Source organism: Chryseobacterium lathyri (assembly GCF_019970085.1).
GTDB classification, from domain to species: Bacteria; Bacteroidota; Bacteroidia; order Flavobacteriales; family Weeksellaceae; genus Chryseobacterium; species Chryseobacterium lathyri.
Map to the genome: position 1 here is coordinate 843,647 of NZ_JAHXYG010000002.1, position 17,986 is coordinate 861,632.

Annotated in this window: 23 protein-coding genes and 1 tRNA gene; 17 read left to right on the top strand and 7 right to left on the bottom strand. The window is 36.1% G+C overall.

Features of this window, described 5'->3' with window-relative positions:
• Position 1: 1 nt before the first annotated feature.
• Positions 2 to 1,048 (top strand): bifunctional transcriptional activator/DNA repair enzyme AdaA, encoded by a 1,047-nt coding sequence (locus tag LC418_RS09145; RefSeq protein WP_223558838.1) that lies wholly within the window; start codon positions 2 to 4, stop codon positions 1,046 to 1,048.
• A gap of 10 nt (positions 1,049 to 1,058) precedes the next feature.
• Here the strand turns inward: LC418_RS09145 and LC418_RS09150 are convergent, their stop codons facing one another.
• Positions 1,059 to 1,913, bottom strand: coding sequence for a hypothetical protein (locus tag LC418_RS09150; protein ID WP_223558839.1), 855 nt, complete (start codon positions 1,911 to 1,913; stop codon positions 1,059 to 1,061).
• A gap of 76 nt (positions 1,914 to 1,989) precedes the next feature.
• Here LC418_RS09150 and LC418_RS09155 point away from each other — a divergent pair, with 76 nt between their 5' ends.
• Genes LC418_RS09155 through LC418_RS09180 form a run of 6 tightly spaced genes read left to right on the top strand, consistent with a single transcriptional unit; the run spans position 1,990 to position 5,187 of the window.
• Entirely contained in the window at positions 1,990 to 2,508 is a 519-nt protein-coding gene (locus tag LC418_RS09155) for a Crp/Fnr family transcriptional regulator (protein ID WP_223558840.1), read from the top strand.
• Positions 2,509 to 2,562: 54 nt separating this feature from the next.
• Positions 2,563 to 3,111 carry a DinB family protein gene (locus LC418_RS09160; protein WP_223558841.1) on the top strand — a complete coding sequence of 183 codons (549 nt, stop codon included), beginning with the start codon at positions 2,563 to 2,565 and terminating at the stop codon, positions 3,109 to 3,111.
• A gap of 41 nt (positions 3,112 to 3,152) precedes the next feature.
• The gene (locus tag LC418_RS09165; protein ID WP_223558842.1) at positions 3,153 to 3,665 is read left to right on the top strand and encodes a methylated-DNA--[protein]-cysteine S-methyltransferase; all 513 of its coding nucleotides are present in this window, start codon (positions 3,153 to 3,155) and stop codon (positions 3,663 to 3,665) included.
• 29 nt (positions 3,666 to 3,694) lie between these two features.
• Positions 3,695 to 4,300: a DUF2911 domain-containing protein gene (locus tag LC418_RS09170; RefSeq protein WP_111957906.1), complete on the top strand. Its 606-nt coding sequence runs from the start codon at positions 3,695 to 3,697 to the stop codon at positions 4,298 to 4,300.
• A gap of 3 nt (positions 4,301 to 4,303) precedes the next feature.
• Positions 4,304 to 4,831 carry a GNAT family N-acetyltransferase gene (locus LC418_RS09175; protein WP_223558843.1) on the top strand — a complete coding sequence of 176 codons (528 nt, stop codon included), beginning with the start codon at positions 4,304 to 4,306 and terminating at the stop codon, positions 4,829 to 4,831.
• Positions 4,828 to 5,187, top strand: a complete 360-nt coding sequence (locus LC418_RS09180) for a cupin domain-containing protein (RefSeq protein ID WP_111957528.1) — start codon at positions 4,828 to 4,830, stop codon at positions 5,185 to 5,187. The genes LC418_RS09175 and LC418_RS09180 overlap by 4 nt, the downstream gene beginning before the upstream one ends.
• A gap of 292 nt (positions 5,188 to 5,479) precedes the next feature.
• On the opposite strand, the gene LC418_RS09185 is transcribed toward LC418_RS09180, so the two are convergent.
• The 3 genes from LC418_RS09185 to LC418_RS09195 all read right to left on the bottom strand — a co-directional run bounded on the left by LC418_RS09185 (position 5,480) and on the right by LC418_RS09195 (position 7,726).
• Complete coding sequence (locus LC418_RS09185) at positions 5,480 to 6,223, bottom strand: dienelactone hydrolase family protein (RefSeq protein WP_223558844.1); 744 nt, start codon at positions 6,221 to 6,223, stop codon at positions 5,480 to 5,482.
• Between the two features lie 122 nt (positions 6,224 to 6,345).
• Positions 6,346 to 6,957 (bottom strand): HAD family hydrolase, encoded by a 612-nt coding sequence (locus LC418_RS09190; RefSeq protein ID WP_223558845.1) that lies wholly within the window; start codon positions 6,955 to 6,957, stop codon positions 6,346 to 6,348.
• A gap of 337 nt (positions 6,958 to 7,294) precedes the next feature.
• A complete protein-coding gene (locus tag LC418_RS09195; RefSeq protein WP_111957522.1) occupies positions 7,295 to 7,726 on the bottom strand; it encodes a type I restriction enzyme HsdR N-terminal domain-containing protein in 432 nt (143 codons plus the stop codon).
• A gap of 7 nt (positions 7,727 to 7,733) precedes the next feature.
• Between LC418_RS09195 and holA the strand changes: the two genes are divergently transcribed.
• The 10 genes from holA to LC418_RS09245 all read left to right on the top strand — a co-directional run bounded on the left by holA (position 7,734) and on the right by LC418_RS09245 (position 15,982).
• Complete coding sequence (gene holA / locus LC418_RS09200; protein ID WP_223558846.1) at positions 7,734 to 8,771, top strand: DNA polymerase III subunit delta; 1,038 nt, start codon at positions 7,734 to 7,736, stop codon at positions 8,769 to 8,771.
• A 225-nt stretch (positions 8,772 to 8,996) separates the two neighbouring features.
• Positions 8,997 to 9,938, top strand: a complete 942-nt coding sequence (gene trxB, locus LC418_RS09205; RefSeq protein WP_111957518.1) for a thioredoxin-disulfide reductase — start codon at positions 8,997 to 8,999, stop codon at positions 9,936 to 9,938.
• A gap of 154 nt (positions 9,939 to 10,092) precedes the next feature.
• Entirely contained in the window at positions 10,093 to 10,320 is a 228-nt protein-coding gene (locus LC418_RS09210) for a glyceraldehyde-3-phosphate dehydrogenase (RefSeq protein ID WP_223558847.1), read from the top strand.
• 127 nt (positions 10,321 to 10,447) lie between these two features.
• Positions 10,448 to 10,532 (top strand) — tRNA-Ser (locus LC418_RS09215).
• A 482-nt stretch (positions 10,533 to 11,014) separates the two neighbouring features.
• On the top strand, positions 11,015 to 11,779 hold the full coding sequence (locus LC418_RS09220; protein WP_223558848.1) for a hypothetical protein: 765 nt from the start codon (positions 11,015 to 11,017) through the stop codon (positions 11,777 to 11,779).
• A gap of 198 nt (positions 11,780 to 11,977) precedes the next feature.
• Positions 11,978 to 12,607: a hypothetical protein gene (locus tag LC418_RS09225; protein WP_223558849.1), complete on the top strand. Its 630-nt coding sequence runs from the start codon at positions 11,978 to 11,980 to the stop codon at positions 12,605 to 12,607.
• An 89-nt stretch (positions 12,608 to 12,696) separates the two neighbouring features.
• On the top strand, positions 12,697 to 13,179 hold the full coding sequence (locus tag LC418_RS09230; protein WP_223558850.1) for a flagellin: 483 nt from the start codon (positions 12,697 to 12,699) through the stop codon (positions 13,177 to 13,179).
• A gap of 344 nt (positions 13,180 to 13,523) precedes the next feature.
• Positions 13,524 to 14,105 carry a hypothetical protein gene (locus tag LC418_RS09235; RefSeq protein WP_223558851.1) on the top strand — a complete coding sequence of 194 codons (582 nt, stop codon included), beginning with the start codon at positions 13,524 to 13,526 and terminating at the stop codon, positions 14,103 to 14,105.
• 30 nt (positions 14,106 to 14,135) lie between these two features.
• Positions 14,136 to 14,279, top strand: coding sequence for a hypothetical protein (locus LC418_RS09240; protein WP_223558852.1), 144 nt, complete (start codon positions 14,136 to 14,138; stop codon positions 14,277 to 14,279).
• Between the two features lie 212 nt (positions 14,280 to 14,491).
• Complete coding sequence (locus tag LC418_RS09245; RefSeq protein WP_223558853.1) at positions 14,492 to 15,982, top strand: POTRA domain-containing protein; 1,491 nt, start codon at positions 14,492 to 14,494, stop codon at positions 15,980 to 15,982.
• A 612-nt stretch (positions 15,983 to 16,594) separates the two neighbouring features.
• On the opposite strand, the gene LC418_RS09250 is transcribed toward LC418_RS09245, so the two are convergent.
• The 3 genes from LC418_RS09250 to LC418_RS09260 all read right to left on the bottom strand — a co-directional run bounded on the left by LC418_RS09250 (position 16,595) and on the right by LC418_RS09260 (position 17,846).
• A complete protein-coding gene (locus tag LC418_RS09250) occupies positions 16,595 to 16,951 on the bottom strand; it encodes a response regulator (RefSeq protein ID WP_111957502.1) in 357 nt (118 codons plus the stop codon).
• A gap of 366 nt (positions 16,952 to 17,317) precedes the next feature.
• On the bottom strand, positions 17,318 to 17,488 hold the full coding sequence (locus tag LC418_RS09255) for a lmo0937 family membrane protein (RefSeq protein ID WP_111957500.1): 171 nt from the start codon (positions 17,486 to 17,488) through the stop codon (positions 17,318 to 17,320).
• Positions 17,489 to 17,525: 37 nt separating this feature from the next.
• Positions 17,526 to 17,846, bottom strand: a complete 321-nt coding sequence (locus LC418_RS09260) for a hypothetical protein (protein ID WP_111957498.1) — start codon at positions 17,844 to 17,846, stop codon at positions 17,526 to 17,528.
• Between the last annotated feature and the right edge of the window lie 140 nt (positions 17,847 to 17,986).

A 17,986-nucleotide genomic window follows, 5' to 3' on the forward strand; every position in this document is an offset into this window, starting at 1 on the left:
CATGATAAAACTTACAGAAGAAAGAATGTATCAGGCGTCTTTAGAGAAAGATTCCTCATTTGAAGGCATTTACTGGATGGCTGTAAAAACTACGGGTATATTCTGCCGCCCAACCTGTACTGCCAGAAAGCCCAAAAGAGAAAATGTAGAATTCTTTATCAATACAGAAAAAGCAATAGAAAGCGGCTACAGACCTTGTAAAATTTGCAGGCCGCTCGAAAAACTGAATGAAACACCCCGATATATTCAGGATTTGTTGGATGAACTTCAGCAGAACGAATCATTAAAAATCAAAGACGCAGACCTTCTGAAAAGAAATATCGAACCGGTAACCATCAGACGCTGGTTCCTGAAAAACCATGGAATGACATTCCAGTCTTTTCAAAGAAAATTCAGAATGAATAAAGCATTCAAAAAAATAAAAAACGGCGAAAGCATCATAGAAGTGGCACTGGAATCAGGGTATGAAAGTTTAAGCGGCTTCAACGAGCGTTTTAAAGAGGTAATTGGTACTACACCTAAACATACAGGTCACCGGACCATCATTGATCTGAAAAGGATTGAGACCCCATTAGGGCCCATGTTTGCCTGTGCCTGTGATGAGGGAATCTGTCTGCTGGAATTTACAGACCGGAAAAATATAGACAGGCAGTTTGTCCATTTGTCCAAAGTGATGAATGCAGAAATCGTTCAGGGTGAAAATAAACACTTCAAGCAGTTGGAAGAAGAACTCAATGAGTATTTTGATGGAAAACGGATAAAGTTTGATGTACCGATTTATACCACCGGAACAGATTTTCAGAAAAAAGTCTGGAACCTTTTAACTGAAATACCCACAGGAGAAACCCGCACTTACAAACAGCAATCCGAAGTTTTGGGCAACCCTAAAGCCGTACGTGCCGTAGGAACAGCTAATGGAATCAATAAAATAGCGATCATTATTCCCTGTCACAGAGTGATAGGGTCAGATGGTGACCTGGTAGGCTATGCGGGAGGAATATGGCGAAAGCAAAAACTTCTGGAACTGGAAGGAGCCATCTTATTTTAAATAGGCTCCGCTAATTGATTGTATAATAGGGTTCTGAAAAATACTTACTCGGTTTGATATATGCCGTTTTTCTGTCAGCATCAAAGATCCAGTTGAATCTTCGCAACAGATCCGCACCCAAATAATTAACCGTCTGTTTTTTTAAATCACCGATAAAAAAACCTGCTGAAACATCTTTTAAAACACTATTTCCTATTTTCAAAAAAGGAAGGATACCCTGTTTCGTAATAATGCTTTTTCCGCTTGAATTTTTTAATGTTTTTTCTCCTGTGATCTTTAGTTTTTTGTCAAGTTCTTTTTCTGCAGCAAAATCGTTGCTGTATAAGAGTCCTCCTGAATACCCGGATTGAAGTAAAAAATAGGCTTCTTCTTGCTTATCTCCATCAATTACATTGTCGGCTGCAATATAAAAAGCATCCTGATCATACAGTATCGGAATGGGTTGATATCCTCTCAGATCAGGCTTTTGGTCATAAATAACAAATTCGTTGGTATCATAATCAATTTTAAATGCTTTTCCCTCAAAGAGAGTCGTTCCGATCTTTCCATCTGCTTCATGTCCTGCCAGTTGATTGTCGGAAAAACGGACATTTTTTTGAGTAAATTTTCCGATCTCAACCGTGTTATGATCGCTTATTTCGTCTTTAGTAAAAACAATATGGTCTGCTTTTCTTTGTCGTTCTGGAGAAATTGAAGCATCTTTCATAGCGATCTGGAACATCAGATCCAGAGAATCCTTTTTATTCACCAGTGTTTTGATGATGATATTGTTATGCTTTGTAATTCTGAACGGGATTGTCTGCTGTGCATTGATGCTGAAAAGACCTGCAGAAAGGAGTAAGATAATGCTTGATTTTCTGAACATTCTGATGTGATTATAGGTTAAATTCCGGAATTTTAAAATTACCTATTATCTTTGGAACAGCAAATACTAATATCAAATGATTCAAAAACTGCTTAACAGTGGTCTTTATTGGGAGAGCAAGGAATTCAAACGGAATGAGTTTCTGAAAATTTCAGGAAGTACCGACACCGATATTTATTTTGTAGAAAACGGCAGCATCAGGATCTTTATGATGGACGAAAACGAAGAAAGAATCATCCGTTTCGGATATACGGGAAATATCATTGTTTCCCTTGATTCATTTCTTTCAGGAAAACCGTCAGATTTTTATATCCAGGCGATTAAAAAAACAGTGGTAAGAAAAGCTCTGAAAAAAGACTTCTACACATTTATTCAGTCCAATGAAGAAAATCTTAGGTTCTGGATCGGTGTTTTAGAAGATCTCGTCCTGCAGCAGATTGAAAGAGAAAAGGACCTGTTAAACCATTCACCTAAAGAACGGTATCAGAGGGTATTGAAAAGAAGTCCGAAGCTGTTTCAGGAAGTCCCGAATAAATACATTGCAAACTACCTCAGAATGTCTCCGGAAACTTTATCGAGGCTTAAAAAATCTTGAGCTCAGTCAAGATTTAAGAAAAAACTGATTCCGAAATTTGTATAAAAATCAACAATGAAAATTTCTACATCGCAATTACTGGATGAGCTGAGAACATTAACTAAAAGACATATACAATACGCAGAGAACCTTCTGCAGGAAACTGATGATAAGCTGAATTTCAGGGTCTCGGATGAAAGCTGGAGTGTACTGGAATGTCTGGAACACCTTAACCGTTACGGAGATTTTTATATTCCGGAAATCAACCGCAGAATTTCTTCTTCCAAAACTTCTCCCACACCTATTTTTAAACCGGGAATGTTGGGAAATTACTTTGCAAAAAGCATGCTTCCCAAGGAAAAACTTAACAAAATGAAAACCTTTAAAAGCATGAATCCGATAAACAGTCAGTTGGATAAAGAAGTAGTGAACGAGTTCATAAAACAGCAATATCAACTCATAGAATTGCTGGAAAAAGCAAAAGATATCGACCTCAATGCTGCTAAAACCAACATCAGTATTTCCAGGTTGATCAAGCTGAAACTGGGAGATACTTTTCGGTTTGTGATTTATCATAATGTGAGACATATTCGTCAGGCAGAAAATATTCTGAAGGATATTTAAGGTTTTTTTACAGAGATCCAAATATGTATTAATTTAGAACTATGGAAATCATTTACCGTAAAACCATACAGACTCCGCTGGGAGAAATGGCAGCTTGTGCTGTTGAAGAAGGAATCTGCCTGCTTGAATTTACCGACCGGAAGAATTTTGAAAAACAATTTATCTCCTTATCAAAAGCATTAAAAGCTGATATCGAACAAGGAGATCACAAACACTTTATACAGCTTGAAAAAGAATTGGAAGAATATTTTGAAGGAAAAAGACAAATTTTTGATGTTCCCATCTACATTACCGGAACCGAGTTTCAGGAAAAGGTCTGGCAGCTTCTGCGTGAAATTCCGATGGGAGAAACCAGAACCTATAAACAGCAGTCGGAGTTCTTAGGAAATCCTAAGGCAATACGTGCGGTGGGAACAGCAAACGGGATCAATAAAATTGCTATTCTGATACCATGCCATCGTGTTATCGGTTCAAATGGTGAGCTGGTAGGTTATGCAGGCGGAATCTGGAGAAAGCAAAAATTATTGGAATTAGAGAAGGCTATTTTATTTTGATTTTTGTAAATTTAGGCAAAAATTTACACGTGAAAAAGTTACTATTTGCACTTTGCATATCAGCTTCGGCTTTAAGCTTTGCTCAGGATTACTCAGTGCCGGCAGCAAGCCCGCGTCAGAGGGTAGAGCAGCAGTTTTCTATGTCCAAAATTAGTATTGACTATGGAAGACCGGGAGTGAAAGGGCGTAAGATCTTCGGAGAACTGGTTCCTTACGGACAGGTTTGGAGAGCAGGCGCTAACTCATCTACAAAAATCACATTCGGACAGTCTGTTAATTTCGGTGGAAAAATGGTTCCGGCGGGAACGTACGGACTTTTTATCGTTCCTACAGAAAAAGAATGGAAAGTGATATTAAATAAAGATTTCCAGCAGTGGGGTGCTTATACCTACGATCCAAAACAGGATGTGGTAGATGTAACGGTACCGGTAAATAAACTGGCTGACAAACAGGAATGGTTTGAAATCACCTTGAACCCAACCGATGAAAACTCAGGAAATCTGGTGATTAAATGGGATATGGCTCAGGCAGAAGTTGCTTTAAAACCTGCAAAACCGGATGCTGTTATCAAGATTGCAGATAAACTGAAAGAGATCAAGAAAATAGAGGCAGACGCTGCAAAAACAAAAAGCTAAATAATGAAATTTTCAATTCAGCCTGTTTTAGAAAATCAGGAATATAAATTAATCCCCTTACAGCAAGGGGATTTTGAGTCTTTATATGAAGTAGCCTCCGATCCCAGAGTTTGGGAGCAGCACCCCAATAAAGAGCGTTATCAGAGAGAAGTTTTTGAAAACTTTTTCAGAGGAGCCATAGAAAGCGAAGGAGCCTTTAAAATAATAGAAAAATCCTCCGGTGATGTTTTGGGCAGTACGCGTTTTTACGATTTTGATGAAAATGAAAGCCGCATATTTATTGGCTATACTTTCTATGGAACAAAATCATGGGGAAAGGGAATTAATCCTCAAGTGAAAAAGCTGATGCTTGATTATATCTTCCAGTATGTAGATAAAGTCCATTTCCATATCGGGAAAGAGAATTTCCGTTCCCAGACGGCTCTGGAAAGAATCGGTGGACAGAAGATCGCGGAAGAGGAAGTGGCTTATTTTGCAGAGCCTACACGAACCAATTTTGTCTATGAAATAAAAAAAGAAGACCATTCATGAAAAAATATAAAATCCAAACATCACCTTTTGTAGTACCTACCACAGACGGAAAATTAATTGAAGAACACTGGGGAAATTCTACAGGAAATTCAAATGTTTCCATTGCCCACATGGTAGCGCCACCGGATTGGAGCGAACCGCATCAGACTCCCGAATTCGATGAGTTTACCCTTATTGTTTCAGGAAAAAAGCAGTTTGAGATAGATGGAGAAATCGTCATTCTTGAAAAAGGACAGAGTATTTTGATAGAAAAAGGAGCTAGAGTTCGTTACAGCAACCCTTTCTCAGAACCTTGCGAATATATAGCCATCTGCCTTCCTGCGTTTTCTATGGATTTGGTAAACAGGGAAGAATAAAGAGTTTGAGAGTCGGAGGGTTTGAGAGTTCTAGAGTAGATGTTTACCGGATTTTGCTTATTGTTGTCACCACATTACGTAATATAATGCTTCGACTCCGCTCAGCATGACAACGCTAATACTAACTGTATTTTTTTTTTACTGTCATGCTGAGCGGAGTCGAAGCATCTTTTTAAATAAAGTAAAATATTTGTAAATCAACCCATGTAGCAGTGTAACAATAACCAATTCAATTCGTCGGTAAAGTATTGTTACACTGCTACATTGCTGCATTGTTATATTAAAATTAAATTTATTTAAGTATTTCTTTCAAGAACATCAATGTATGATTCCAGGCTCTTTTGGCCATTACTTCATTATAATCTGGCGATTTCGGATCGGTAAATGTATGTTTTGAATGGGCATAGGTAATAATCTGCCAGTCTGCATTGCCCTCGTTCATTTCTTTGATTAAATTATTATAGTCTTCCGGCGTCACTCCCTGATCATCTGCAGGATTTTCCACTAAAATCTTTGCGGAAATCGGTCCGTTTTTTCTGGTTTGATCCTTTCCTATGCTTCCGTGGATGGAAACAACTCCCACAACCGGAAGACTTCCCCTCGCAGATTCTAAAGCTCCAGTTCCGCCGAAACAGTATCCGATCACAGCAATTTTATCAGCAATTGCCCCATTTTTCTTCAATTGTTCTAGAGCCAGGGAAATCCGCTTTTGATAAGCATCGTAATTCTGTTTGTAATATCCGGCTGTTTTGCCGGCAGAAGCATTATCAGCGGGAATATTTCCTTCTCCGTAAATATCGGCAATGAAAGCAATATAACCCTGTTTTTCAAGCTCGGCAGCAGCTGTTTTGGCTTCATCATCAATACCTTTCCAGGCTGGAAGAATTAGGACACCCGGAAGTTTTTTTCCTGCATTCGAAGTGACCAGACCATTCAGCTTCTGTGCGCCATCCTGGTAAGTAACTGTTTTAAGTTTTTGGCTGAGAAGTGTTCCTGCACTTATCATGCATGCTGTTAATAAGAGGTTGCGTATCATATTCTGTAATTGGTAAAATATTAAAAAGGTTTTAATTATGAATTCAGGTTAATTAAAATCCTCAACTAAATTACCAAAAATAACTTATATTGAGGATGAAAATATTGTAAAGCCAAAGGTGATCAGAGTTGAATTCCCAGATCTGCCAGTTCTTTTTCCAGATCAGTATCCGGATCGATTTTTATGGTCGTAAACCCAAGTGAATTGGCCATTTCGATATTTTTAGGATTATCATCGATGAAAACAGATTCATTGGCTTTAAGATTATATCTTTCCAGCAGAATATGCCAGATTTTAGGATCCGGTTTGATCAGTTTTTCTGTTCCCGAAACCACAATCTTTCCGTTAAAAAGCTTGAAGAAGTCATAATTTTCCAGGGCATAAGGAAAAGTTTCCTCAGACCAGTTGGTAAGCCCGAACAATTGATAGTCTGTATTTCCTAAGCGTCTTAAAATCTCTACATTCTGCGGAATATCACTTTTCAGCATTACAGTCCAGTTGTCATAATAAGCTCTGAGCTCCTTTTCCCATTCAGGGAATTTTTTAATCTGGATTTCGGTACCTTCTGCCAGGCTTCTGCCGCGGTCCTGCTCTTCATTCCATTCCGATTGGGCAATGTTTTCAAGAAAATATTCCATTTTCTCATCGTCATTGAAATAGTCTTTAAAAAAATACCTGGGATTCCAATCCATGAGTACGCCTCCAAAATCGAAGATGATATTCTTAATTTCCATATATGTTTTAAACTTTTTTAATTTTATTTAACCACAAAAGTCGCAAAAGTTTTTAATTTTAAACACTTGAGAGCACTTTAGTTTTAAAAGTTTTACCAGGCTGAAAATAATAAGATCACATAAGGAGAAAATCAGAGCTTTTCATGAAAACTTAAGTGTACTTCTTTGCGCAGTGTATTCAACTTAAATACACTTAAGTGTTTCAAAAGCTTTTGTGACTTTTGTGGTTGATATGTATCTTTTTAAACCACCCCGTCAAAAATTCTTTGAATTTTCGCCACCCCTCCAGTGGAAGGGAATGTGATCCCCGTCAATTAAAAACTGGTGGTTAGAAAGTTTACTCCGGTTTATAAAACTGATATTGCCCGTTTTCATAATAAGCATTGATGTGCTGCAGGCCATTGGTCAGGATAATTTCTTTCGCTCCGATAATGGAATTGTACCGCGCTGTCTGTTCAAATGTTTTCTCTGTAAGCTTAATTTGGGGTGCTTTGCATTCAATCAGGATAATGGGTTCTGTTTTCTCGGTAACCAGCAGGTCGATTCTTTTGGTAAGGCCGTTCAGAAGGATCTTTTTTTCGGTAATAAGAGCGGACGGAGAATAGGCCTTTACGGTGAGATAATAGTGTACCCAGTGCTGCCTCACCCATTCCTCAGGGGTAAGGAGAAGATAAGTTTTACGGATCAAGTCATAAATAAAAAACTTATCTTTGTCTTTCTTGAATTTAAAATCAAAAGTTTCCTGAAAATTCAGTTTTGGAAGTTCCATTAATAAGATGAAAGAATTAGATTTAATCCTCAAAAATATTAAAAATAAAGAAGTTTTACCTATTTATTTTTTCCACGGAGAAGAACCTTACTTTATTGATGCTGCTGTAAAAGTGCTAGAACACGACTTTCTGGAGGAAGATGAAAAAGCTTTTAACCAGACTGTTGTATACGGAAAAGATACTTCTTATCAGGAGATTCTTTCCCTGGCAAGACAGTTCCCAATGATGGGGGACAAGCAGGTGATCATTGTAAAGGAAGCTCAGGATTTGAAATTTAATGAAGAGGAAAACAGAGTTTTGGAAACCTATGTTGAAAATCCTGTACCATCTACCGTGCTTGTTTTTGCCCATAAGCATAAGAAACTGGACAGCAGAAAAAAAGCCACAAAAGCTTTGGACAAAGCCAAGGCTCTTTTCTTAAGTGAGTCGGTGAGAGATACCAATCTTCCGAAATGGATTGCTGATGAATGTACACGCCTTAAAATTAAAACAGCTCCGAATATTTCCCATCTGCTTGCAGAATATCTGGGAAACGACCTTTCAAGAATTGCCAACGAACTGAATAAACTAAAGATCATCCTTAAAGAAGGTGAAATGCTGGATGGGACGATCGTGGAAAACCATATCGGAATCAGCAAGGAATATAATGTTTTTGAGCTTCAGAAGGCTTTAGGAACCAAAAATGCTGATGCGGCCTTTAAGATTGCTCATTTTATGGGTAAAAACCCAAAGAACAATCCTTTTGTTATGATGTTGGCAAGCCTTTACAGTTACTTTTCCAATGTGATCATTTACCAGACGATGGCCGGACAGCCGCCACAGGTTATTGCTTCGCAGATGGGGGTTAACCCTTATTTTATTAAAGATTATGCAGAAAGTGCAAGACTGTATCCACTAAAACATGCCACAAGAGTCATTTCTATTTTAAGAGAGTTTGATATGAAAGGCAAGGGACTTGGTGCAGTGAATATGGGAGAAGCTGAACTGATTAAGGAGCTGGTATATAAGATTATCAATGTGGATAAAATTAAAATGAAGGTGTAATGAATTGATGGGTTTGAGAGTGGGAGAGTATGAGAGTTGTAGGGGTAGAATGAGAATGAAAATAGCCCGTAACTGCACATTATAACCTGCATTCCGAAACACGAACAATTTATCGATAGTTCACATATTTGATATTGACAAGTATCATTAAAAATACTTTAATAAAACATTAAAAATTACGAAATTAGCGGACTGAATTAAAATCTTTTTGAACAAAGTAAATTTATGGAGCAAAATATTTTAGATTGTGTGATCGTTGGATCTGGACCTTCTGGTTTCACAGCGGCAATATATGCAGCAAGAGCAGACTTAAAACCTGAACTGTATACAGGTTTGGAGCCGGGCGGACAATTAACAACAACTACGGAAGTTGATAACTTTCCAGGATATCCGGCAGGGATTACAGGACCTGAAATGATGATGGATCTGCAGAAGCAGGCGGAAAGATTCGAGACTAAAGTTCATTATGAAATGATCACCAAAGCTGAATTCTCTAAAGAAAACGGCGGTGTTCATAAATTATATGCTGGGAATAAAGAGATCCTGGCAAAAACAGTGATTATCTCTACAGGAGCTACAGCCAAATATCTTGGCCTTGACGATGAGAAGAAATACGCGGGAGGAGGTGTTTCGGCATGTGCTACATGCGACGGTTTCTTCTACAGAGGAAAAGACGTGGTAGTAGTAGGAGCGGGAGATACAGCAGCAGAAGAAGCAACTTACCTTGCAAAGCTTACGAGAAAAGTAACCATGCTGGTAAGAAAAGATGTTTTCAGAGCTTCTAAAGCGATGATCCACAGAGTAGAAAATACTCCGAATATTGAAGTGAAATTCAATCATGAGCTGATTGGTATTGAAGGTGAAAACAGCCTTGTAGAAAGAGCCCTGATCATCAACAACCAAACGCAGGAAACCTCTGCCGTTGACGTAGAAGGTATCTTCATTGCGATCGGACACAAGCCGAATACAGATATCTTCGTGGGACAAATTGATCTTGACGAAAACGGATATATCCTTACTGAAAAAGGATCTACAAGAACGAATCTTCCGGGAGTTTTTGCTGCAGGAGATGTTCAGGATCATATTTACAGACAGGCGATCACCGCTGCAGGAAGCGGATGTATGGCAGCAATGGATGCAGAGAAATATCTAGCTGAATTACATTAATATTCAACCTATTATCATACAAGCGTACCCACCGGGTACGCTTTTTTTATTGTATTTTATCTTCTTTTCTATCACAAAAGTTACAAAAGCTTATTAAACCCTTAGCTACTTTAAGTAAAATTCCTAAATTTAAATCCCAATCAAAAAAAATAATATGCACAAGAAAGTCATAAAAATAAAGCACATAACAGGAACCTATACGATTGAAATCCAGGATGGAAGACTGAATGAAATGCAAAGCCAGCTGGACAAATGCCTGAACGATGAACAAGCAGCTATTGTAGTGAAGGGAGAAAATGGAGATCAGTTTGTGTATCCATCAGATCTTATAAAAAACAGTTTCATTGCTATAGTAGACAGGGAAGAGGTCAGGGTGTTCTAGAAAAATAATTCCCCTGATTTTAAGTCTATTATTAGGTTTAGTTAAAATTTCTCGCAGAAAAGTTTTGCAGAACTGTAAAATCGTTTTATATTTGCACCACTGAAAACAACGGTATAGCCGTTATTCAGGAGAGATGGCAGAGTGGTCGATTGCGATAGTCTTGAAAACTATTGACTGTAACAGGTCCGGGGGTTCGAATCCCTCTCTCTCCGCAAATTGGGAGACCAAAATAAGCTAAAACGCTGTAAACATCAATGTTTACAGCGTTTTTTGTTTTTATGCTAGTGTCAGAAAAATCAAATAGGTCACCATTTATATGATCTGTTTAATTACAGAGGTATCTACTTCTGTATTCCTGACTGAAAAAATAGATTTCCGGTTCTAAAGGGAAAATTAAAACTTACTGAGTTTAAAATCCAGAAAAAGGAAGAAAATCTGAAAATTTTGAAAAAAGGTATACTGAATTGAAGCCTGATATTGAATCAAAAATCAACATTTTCCTCATCATCTTCATCTATTAATCCTAGCCTGGATTTCTAAGTTAATGATGAAAGCTTGATTTTATCATTGAAGATCTCTTGTTATCTTAAATGCTGAGTATATTATATAAAATGATAGTAAAGAAACTGATTTATTACGTATCATCATTGTCACCAAATAATATTATAAATTTATATCTTACAATCAATAACTCATGAAAAATAAAATTTACCTGATCATCGCATTATTCCTTCTTACATCTTGTCATTCTCAAGACAACAAAATTGTTGATCTGGCAAAAATATCAAATGATTTTGATGTCTCAGAATTTTATATGAACAAGATTAAAAAAAACAATGAGATCATTTCGAAAGATCCTAAAAGTATGGACAAGAAAGAAGCCCTGAATCTTCTAGATAATGCATTTTTTGTCAAAGATACTTTAGGATACTATAAAACAGATGGGAGGTTCCCTACAGACCTGTCTTTGGAATCAACCAATGACTGGATGGTAAGAAATAAAAAACCAACCGAAATATTTGGTTATGGATATAAGACGGTAGCGTATGATCCTGAAAAAGATAAGCTAGCTATTTTAAATACAGTAGCATTCCCCAAAATAGATATGGTGGAAGACCGTAAAGGCAACTTAATGTATCTTGAAGTGGGAAAGACTTCAAAAAATAACGCTGACTTTAATAAGATCAAAGACTATATCAGTAAAAACTGCAAGAAACTTGCTGTTGATGATAACGATCCAAATGCTTCTTATTGGGAAGGTAAAACTTTCTACTATTACCTTTTTAAAGATGATCATAAAGAAGAGGAGATCTCTTTCGATTCACAGGGAAATAAAACATCCAGATCGGTAGATGTAACAGAAATTAAATTGTCAATGTTTGAAAGATCTTACATTAAAAAAATGGAAGAGCTTGGGATCTATTCGGCAGGATACAGATTTTGGAAAAAATCTCTGTGATGTAAACCAATTCATCTATGAGGATAGTTAGGGGTATCATCATAATAAAATTACTATTTCTTTAATGAGTTATATTTTTCGTATTTTAACATGGTAATATTCTCTTGAATTTTGCTATGTTTTCTTTTCAGCTTAAATAAAAATTTTGAAAAAATTCGGCAATCATGTGATATATTACAGAGTTTAAATACATAACAAATGACACAAAATAGCAAACTATTATTCTTCATATCTCTGTTATTATTTATTAGTGCCACTGCACAGAAAAGTAAAGCAGTTATTCCCAGTACATTTCCGGACTGGAGAAAGGACACTTTTGATTATGCAAAGCAGATTGTGCCTTCAAAAATAAAAAATGATAATACTGGAGAGCTGATTCCTGTCACGCTTAAAAAAGCTTATATCACAAAAGCAGACAATGAACCGTTTGTATTGGCAATCTGCACAGTAGAGAGGGATGATAAAGAGACATCATCATTAACCTACTTTTTTATCAGCCCGGAAACAAATCAGATGGTTTCAAAGTTTAAATCTGTTCTGACTGTCAAAGGTTGTGATCTTACTATTCCTGCGTTCGTTATCAAGGACATCAATGGAGATAAAAAGGACGATTTTATATTTTTAGAATTATATAATGACAAATGTAAAGGCGATTATTGGATAGGCTCAAATTTTCATCAGATCAAACCTGCAACGACAAAAAATGAATTGGATTATTATCTGAAACTTAGAAATGATATGAGAATCAACCGAAAAGTGACAACGGCTGAAACAGGTCAGTTACAGAAAAAATTGGAAGAAGTAGTCGCCGAGTTATTTAATCATTAATTAGTCAGAGAATTAGTTCAGGCTACGAAGAGAATATGGAGAAACCATAAGTAGTATGCGGTACCAAAAACATCATTAAAAAAAATAATATGAAAACTAAAACATTATTGGTAACGGCAGCAGTTGCAGGAGCATTATTAACAGCTACATCGTGCTCCTATTTTGAAAGTGGTAAAAACCGTGAGAAAGGAACACCAGTAGAATCGTCCAAAACAGCGGTCCAAAAAATAATCGCAGCCAAAGAGGTGAATGAAGGCAAACGTTTTTCTATTACAGGCTATTTGAATTATTCCGCGGGAATGACGGTGTACGTTGACAGGCCTCAAACCGTATATGTGAATACAGCACCTGGCGATGACGGAGAAACAATTACGCCAGTAGAGATGGATTGGAAACAAGATGGACACAACAGTGTTTTTGTTCCTGAAGATACAGGACGTGGCTCCGATAAAACAATATTCTACGACAACGATGGCCAACCCCTAACAACGAATGATAAAGTAGAAGTTTCATTTGAAGTTGGAAAATCATCAATTTATCCTGTTGAAGTACGAATCGACAAAGTAAAATAATATGGTATGCAGGTCAATTATTTTATACTCTTATTTACGGGGCTTTTTTTAATCGGTACATACATCAATTACAGATATACTCAAAAGAGAGGGCTGATATTCAGATATAAGCCCGTTTTTTTAATTATTATAGCTGTTTTATTTGTGGTTTCTTTATATGGAATTATCTTCGGAAAACCATTTAATGAAATTCTGTCTTTTATACGGTAAAATAATGTTGTTAATTGTTGTTGAGATTTTCAGAAAATAGCTTAGGTGATATAGCCATTAAAAACCAAAAATAAATGAATAGAATTATGAACAACATTTACCTATACTTTATATTCATTTTAATTTCAGTCCCAATGAATTTATCTGCCCAAAGTATTAAGACTAAAGACAATTATACGTATCAGGTCAGGGAAGAAAACGGTGACTTAAATAATGACGGCAAAATGGATAAAATAACCGTAAAAATGGATACAGTAGACGAGACAAGACCATTAAGATTACAAATTTTTCTGTCTCAACCCAATGGAAAATTAACTTTAGCTGTATCTTCAACTCAAATCATCGAACCGCAATATCCCGTCGAAAACCAAGGTAAATTTAATGGATATCAAATTCCCGATTTCTTTATTGAAAACGGGATTTTAAAAATGTGGAGTGAAATTAAAAGCGGGAATATTACATATGATTTCAAATATCAAAATGGTAATTTTGAATTAATTTATGTCAATAAGCTCACGAATAATGCAACCAAAGGTTATACTGATGAAAATACCATATTTACAGAAACCAAATTTGATTTGGTGACAGGGATCAGAACCGAAACGGATGAAATATCAGGTTCAGCCAAAGCATTGAAAGCAAGAAAAAAAAGAGTTTTAATAAGGCCCCTGCCTACAATACAGGATTTCAAATTTTCTGATAAAGAATTATATTAATTAATAGTTTCTAAGCTGGATTACTGAATCATGAATCGCGTAGAGCCACCTGTGGTCGGTCAAAATGCTATTGGTCTGGATGTTTCTCCCCGGGTCACTCCGGTCTGTGTTAATGCTTCATTGGTAGTTGGCAATCGATCATTTTACCTGCAGGTAAATATTTTTCCACAGTAAGTCAGGTATTAATTTTTAACCGTCACCTGGCAGAGTTACGTATCGTATTCATTCCGAAGCTTTTAAATTCCAATAAAAATCACTCAATTAGATTATTGAAGCTTTCATCATAATTGTAATGATAATTGCCGGAAACAGAAGGTGCAACTAAATTATTATATTACCCTATATTGGCTTATTAATTGATATTAAATTTTAATTTTTAATTATTGATGAACAAATCGGTCGTAATTCTTATTTTCTTTTTAAATTGTTTTTTCTTTTTAAGTGCACAGGAAAGAAAGGATTCGCTTTATTATAAAATTGAAAACTTTTCGGATAAAAGAAAAGTTACCAAATTTATTCACCGTTTCATATTTCGTAGGGAGGCAGATTCAGCCTCTGTTAAAACAAGAACTGAGAAACTTTTACAAAAGACTCACAATGGGAAATATATCAGAAATATCAGGATAGAAACAATTGACCCTTTTGGATATGGTTCAAAAGAAAAAAAGGAAAAATCCAGATGGTATGATTGGTTCACCAATCACCTTCATGCGAATACAAGAACTTCTACTGTTAATAATTATTTACTTTTTCAGGAAGGTGAAGAATATAATGCCCAGAAACTCTATGAATCTGAACGTTTGCTAAGAGCAATGCCTTTTATAAACAGAGTGAATATTAGTGTTTCAGACAGTACTTCCAGCAAAGATTCTATTGATGTTGTGGTAAAAGTTCTCGATTCCTGGAGTCTAAAGCCCAGAGTCAGTTATTCAGGAAGTAAAATTGGCTTAGGTGTTTCCGAAGAAAATCTGTTGGGATTAGGACATGAATTGAATCTGCTTTATAGAAATGATTCCAAAGAAAAGCAGGACTATCTTTTAGGAAGCTATACTGCATTTAACCTTTGGGGTTCTTATATTAATGCTCAGATATTGGGAGAACGTGATTTTTTGAAAAATGAAAGAATCAATTTCAATGTCAGAAGAGATTTTTTCTCACCCCTTACAAAATGGGCAGGTGGTTTTACTTTCGAATATTTTATGCGGAATGTTTCACTTCCAGTAGAGACAGGTACCACATTTCCGGAAGTGCAGATCAAGGTGTACAGCCAGGATTTATGGGGTGGTTATCAAATCCCTGTTTCATCTGATTCAAATGAAAAAGTCGACAGTAATATTGCATTGATAGGAAGATTCCAGAATTATCAATATAAAGACAGTCCGGGAATTGACCAATATCAATATTTTAGCTCTTACAGCAGTTTTCTGATGTCTGCCGGATTTATTCACAGAAACTTTTCAGTTCAGAAGAATATTTTTCAATATAATTTGCCGGAAGATATTGCCTATGGCAATTCAATGAATCTTACTGCCGGAGTTTTATCAAGAAGTAATGAGGTGAGGCCATACGTGGGAGTTTCTGCATCATATGGTAATTTTATAAAGATCGGTTATTTCAATGTGAAAGCTCAGTTTGGAAGGTTTTTTAATGAAGACAGTCAAAACCGCGAGTCTTTTCGTTTAGATGGAACTTATTTTACTAATCTTATGGATTGGAAATTTGCCAAAGCAAGACATTTCTTTTCTCCAACTTTAGCATTAGGAAATCCGCAGCACAATTATTCTTATAAAGACAGAATTAATCTTTCCTCTGCAGATGAATTTCCTGTATATAATTCAGATTATATAGGAACAAAAAAATTGGTTTTGAGATATTAGCTTCAGCTTTTTATTAATAAAACCTGGAAGAATTTTCATTTCAGTCCTTATCTGACTGCTGCAGTCGGGTGGTTGGGTATGCCTGATGATAAATTATTGAAAACAAAAAGTAACACTAAAATAGGAATTGGTGTTTTGATAAATAATCCATATTTGGTTTTCAATAGAATTCAAATTTCTTTTACGTACTATCCCCGTGTTCCTTTCGATAATAATTCTATTTTTGATTTTAACAGCAACCGGAACAATGTGTTGCCAGTGAATGACTTAGGGACAGAAATCCCACACTTTGTGAATTTCGGAAATTAATGGTGTTATTTTATATAGGAGCTTCAATACCACATACAGCTATACAAAACTTGGAGATGTTGACAATCCGACCGAATTTGCTGCTACATTGGGTAACAGAAATGCCGCAGTGAAATTTGAGAATAATTAAAATCAAATATTGAAAAGGGTGGTGAACAAACGAACGAAAATGTTTGAAACTACCTATAGAAGCATTAAGGTAAATAAATCCTAATTTGGGAACTAATATCGGCAGTTTGTAAATTTTCTTTCTATCTTGCGACACACAACCAATTTTTTTAACCAGGTTGAGTATGGACCTGATTAAGAATTTTTTTTAACCACTTCTATCATGTGATCAATATCAAATGGTTTTTCAATATAGTCATCTGCTTTGCATTCTTTTGCTTTCTCGGGTAAATCATGAGCCGTAGAAGTCAGGACAGCTGATATATCTTCTGTTTCCGGCACAGATTTTAATTCTTCGATGACCTCTGATCCCTTTTTATTTCCTTTGATATAATCATCTACAATAACGACGTCAGGTTCAATCTCGTCGATTTTTTCAATCGGTTCAGTTGTTAATGATGAAGTAACATCAAAACCTTCTTCTTTCAACACTTGATCCATTATATCCAAGATGGCTTCATTATCTTGAACAAGGACAACTTTTTTTGTCATAATAACTAGTATATTCTGTAAATATAAGGAAAAGAATAATTGAATATCTATTGGTGAAATATAAAGAGAATTTATAATTTTAGTAAGGCCATTTACAGCTGCAATAACCCAAGTATGATGACCTACCTTAAAAAGTGATTTATTGCGAATAGTGGTTGGATTCCAAATGTTTACGAAAATATTCAGTGCGTTGAAAACCGTCACATTGGATGTGAAATTCGGGAATTCTCATGTTTTTATTTTAGGCTCAAAAACTGAATTGGATGGGTGAGATTATTCTCTGAAGTAAAACGAAGGATTCCCTGGGTTGAGAACAAATAAAAAAGGATGCCAAATAGCATCCTTTTATTGGTTGGTTCCTGATATTTAATTCAGGGGCTTTCGTCCTGTAAATAAATTGATCAAAATAACAATAACAGCAATGACCAGAAGAGTATGAATTAAACTTCCGGTGTCCATGCCAGGGATAATCCCCAGCATTCCTAATAGCCATACAACGATGCAGATTACTGCAACAAGCCATAATAAATTTCTCATAATACTATTTTTTGTGGTTGGTAATAGGGGTGAAGCTTTAATGATGCCTTACCCCTTTATGATGGTAAGTAACATTCTTGTTTGCCGTTTGTTGTTTTAAATGAGTGTTCCCATTCATTGTACCGTAAAAGGTGTTTGATTTAGGAAAGTGGTCATCTAATTCAGGAGTCTCAAAATGAAACTCTTTACCATTCTTAAACAATTTGTTGTCATAAGTGCGGTAAATTTCATTTTCTTTATAAGTATTTCCGTCGGGGGCAAGAAATACCTCTTTCTTTTTGTTTTTTTTTCGCAGACCCATATAAAGTAAAGAACTTCCTGCCGCCAGGGCTAACGCTATTTTTACTGTATTGTTCATAGGATATTTTTATTGATATGATTACAAATTTTCTGCCATCGGAAGAAATGTGGTATCTTTTATAGAAGATCCTTTTTTCTTGCCCTCTGTAGCCATCCATTTCGGACCTTGGTCACTACGTTGCCGGCTACAGAGATTGT

Excerpts from the sequence above, each read along its gene's own strand:
- LC418_RS09190 (WP_223558845.1), bottom strand. The coding sequence starts at position 6,957 with ATGGAAATTAAGAATATCATCTTCGATTTTGGAGGCGTACTCATGGAT.
- LC418_RS09145 (WP_223558838.1), top strand. The coding sequence starts at position 2 with ATGATAAAACTTACAGAAGAAAGAATGTATCAGGCGTCTTTAGAGAAA.
- LC418_RS09180 (WP_111957528.1), top strand. The coding sequence starts at position 4,828 with ATGAAAAAATATAAAATCCAAACATCACCTTTTGTAGTACCTACCACA.
- LC418_RS09195 (WP_111957522.1), bottom strand. The coding sequence starts at position 7,726 with ATGGAACTTCCAAAACTGAATTTTCAGGAAACTTTTGATTTTAAATTC.
- LC418_RS09260 (WP_111957498.1), bottom strand. The coding sequence starts at position 17,846 with ATGAACAATACAGTAAAAATAGCGTTAGCCCTGGCGGCAGGAAGTTCT.
- LC418_RS09155 (WP_223558840.1), top strand. The coding sequence starts at position 1,990 with ATGATTCAAAAACTGCTTAACAGTGGTCTTTATTGGGAGAGCAAGGAA.
- LC418_RS09235 (WP_223558851.1), top strand. The coding sequence starts at position 13,524 with ATGAATTTATCTGCCCAAAGTATTAAGACTAAAGACAATTATACGTAT.
- LC418_RS09230 (WP_223558850.1), top strand. The coding sequence starts at position 12,697 with ATGAAAACTAAAACATTATTGGTAACGGCAGCAGTTGCAGGAGCATTA.
- LC418_RS09160 (WP_223558841.1), top strand. The coding sequence starts at position 2,563 with ATGAAAATTTCTACATCGCAATTACTGGATGAGCTGAGAACATTAACT.
- LC418_RS09225 (WP_223558849.1), top strand. The coding sequence starts at position 11,978 with ATGACACAAAATAGCAAACTATTATTCTTCATATCTCTGTTATTATTT.
- LC418_RS09175 (WP_223558843.1), top strand. The coding sequence starts at position 4,304 with ATGAAATTTTCAATTCAGCCTGTTTTAGAAAATCAGGAATATAAATTA.
- LC418_RS09210 (WP_223558847.1), top strand. The coding sequence starts at position 10,093 with ATGCACAAGAAAGTCATAAAAATAAAGCACATAACAGGAACCTATACG.
- LC418_RS09165 (WP_223558842.1), top strand. The coding sequence starts at position 3,153 with ATGGAAATCATTTACCGTAAAACCATACAGACTCCGCTGGGAGAAATG.
- LC418_RS09150 (WP_223558839.1), bottom strand. The coding sequence starts at position 1,913 with ATGTTCAGAAAATCAAGCATTATCTTACTCCTTTCTGCAGGTCTTTTC.
- LC418_RS09240 (WP_223558852.1), top strand. The coding sequence starts at position 14,136 with ATGAATCGCGTAGAGCCACCTGTGGTCGGTCAAAATGCTATTGGTCTG.
- LC418_RS09185 (WP_223558844.1), bottom strand. The coding sequence starts at position 6,223 with ATGATACGCAACCTCTTATTAACAGCATGCATGATAAGTGCAGGAACA.
- LC418_RS09245 (WP_223558853.1), top strand. The coding sequence starts at position 14,492 with ATGAACAAATCGGTCGTAATTCTTATTTTCTTTTTAAATTGTTTTTTC.
- trxB (WP_111957518.1), top strand. The coding sequence starts at position 8,997 with ATGGAGCAAAATATTTTAGATTGTGTGATCGTTGGATCTGGACCTTCT.
- LC418_RS09255 (WP_111957500.1), bottom strand. The coding sequence starts at position 17,488 with ATGAGAAATTTATTATGGCTTGTTGCAGTAATCTGCATCGTTGTATGG.
- LC418_RS09220 (WP_223558848.1), top strand. The coding sequence starts at position 11,015 with ATGAAAAATAAAATTTACCTGATCATCGCATTATTCCTTCTTACATCT.
- holA (WP_223558846.1), top strand. The coding sequence starts at position 7,734 with ATGAAAGAATTAGATTTAATCCTCAAAAATATTAAAAATAAAGAAGTT.
- LC418_RS09250 (WP_111957502.1), bottom strand. The coding sequence starts at position 16,951 with ATGACAAAAAAAGTTGTCCTTGTTCAAGATAATGAAGCCATCTTGGAT.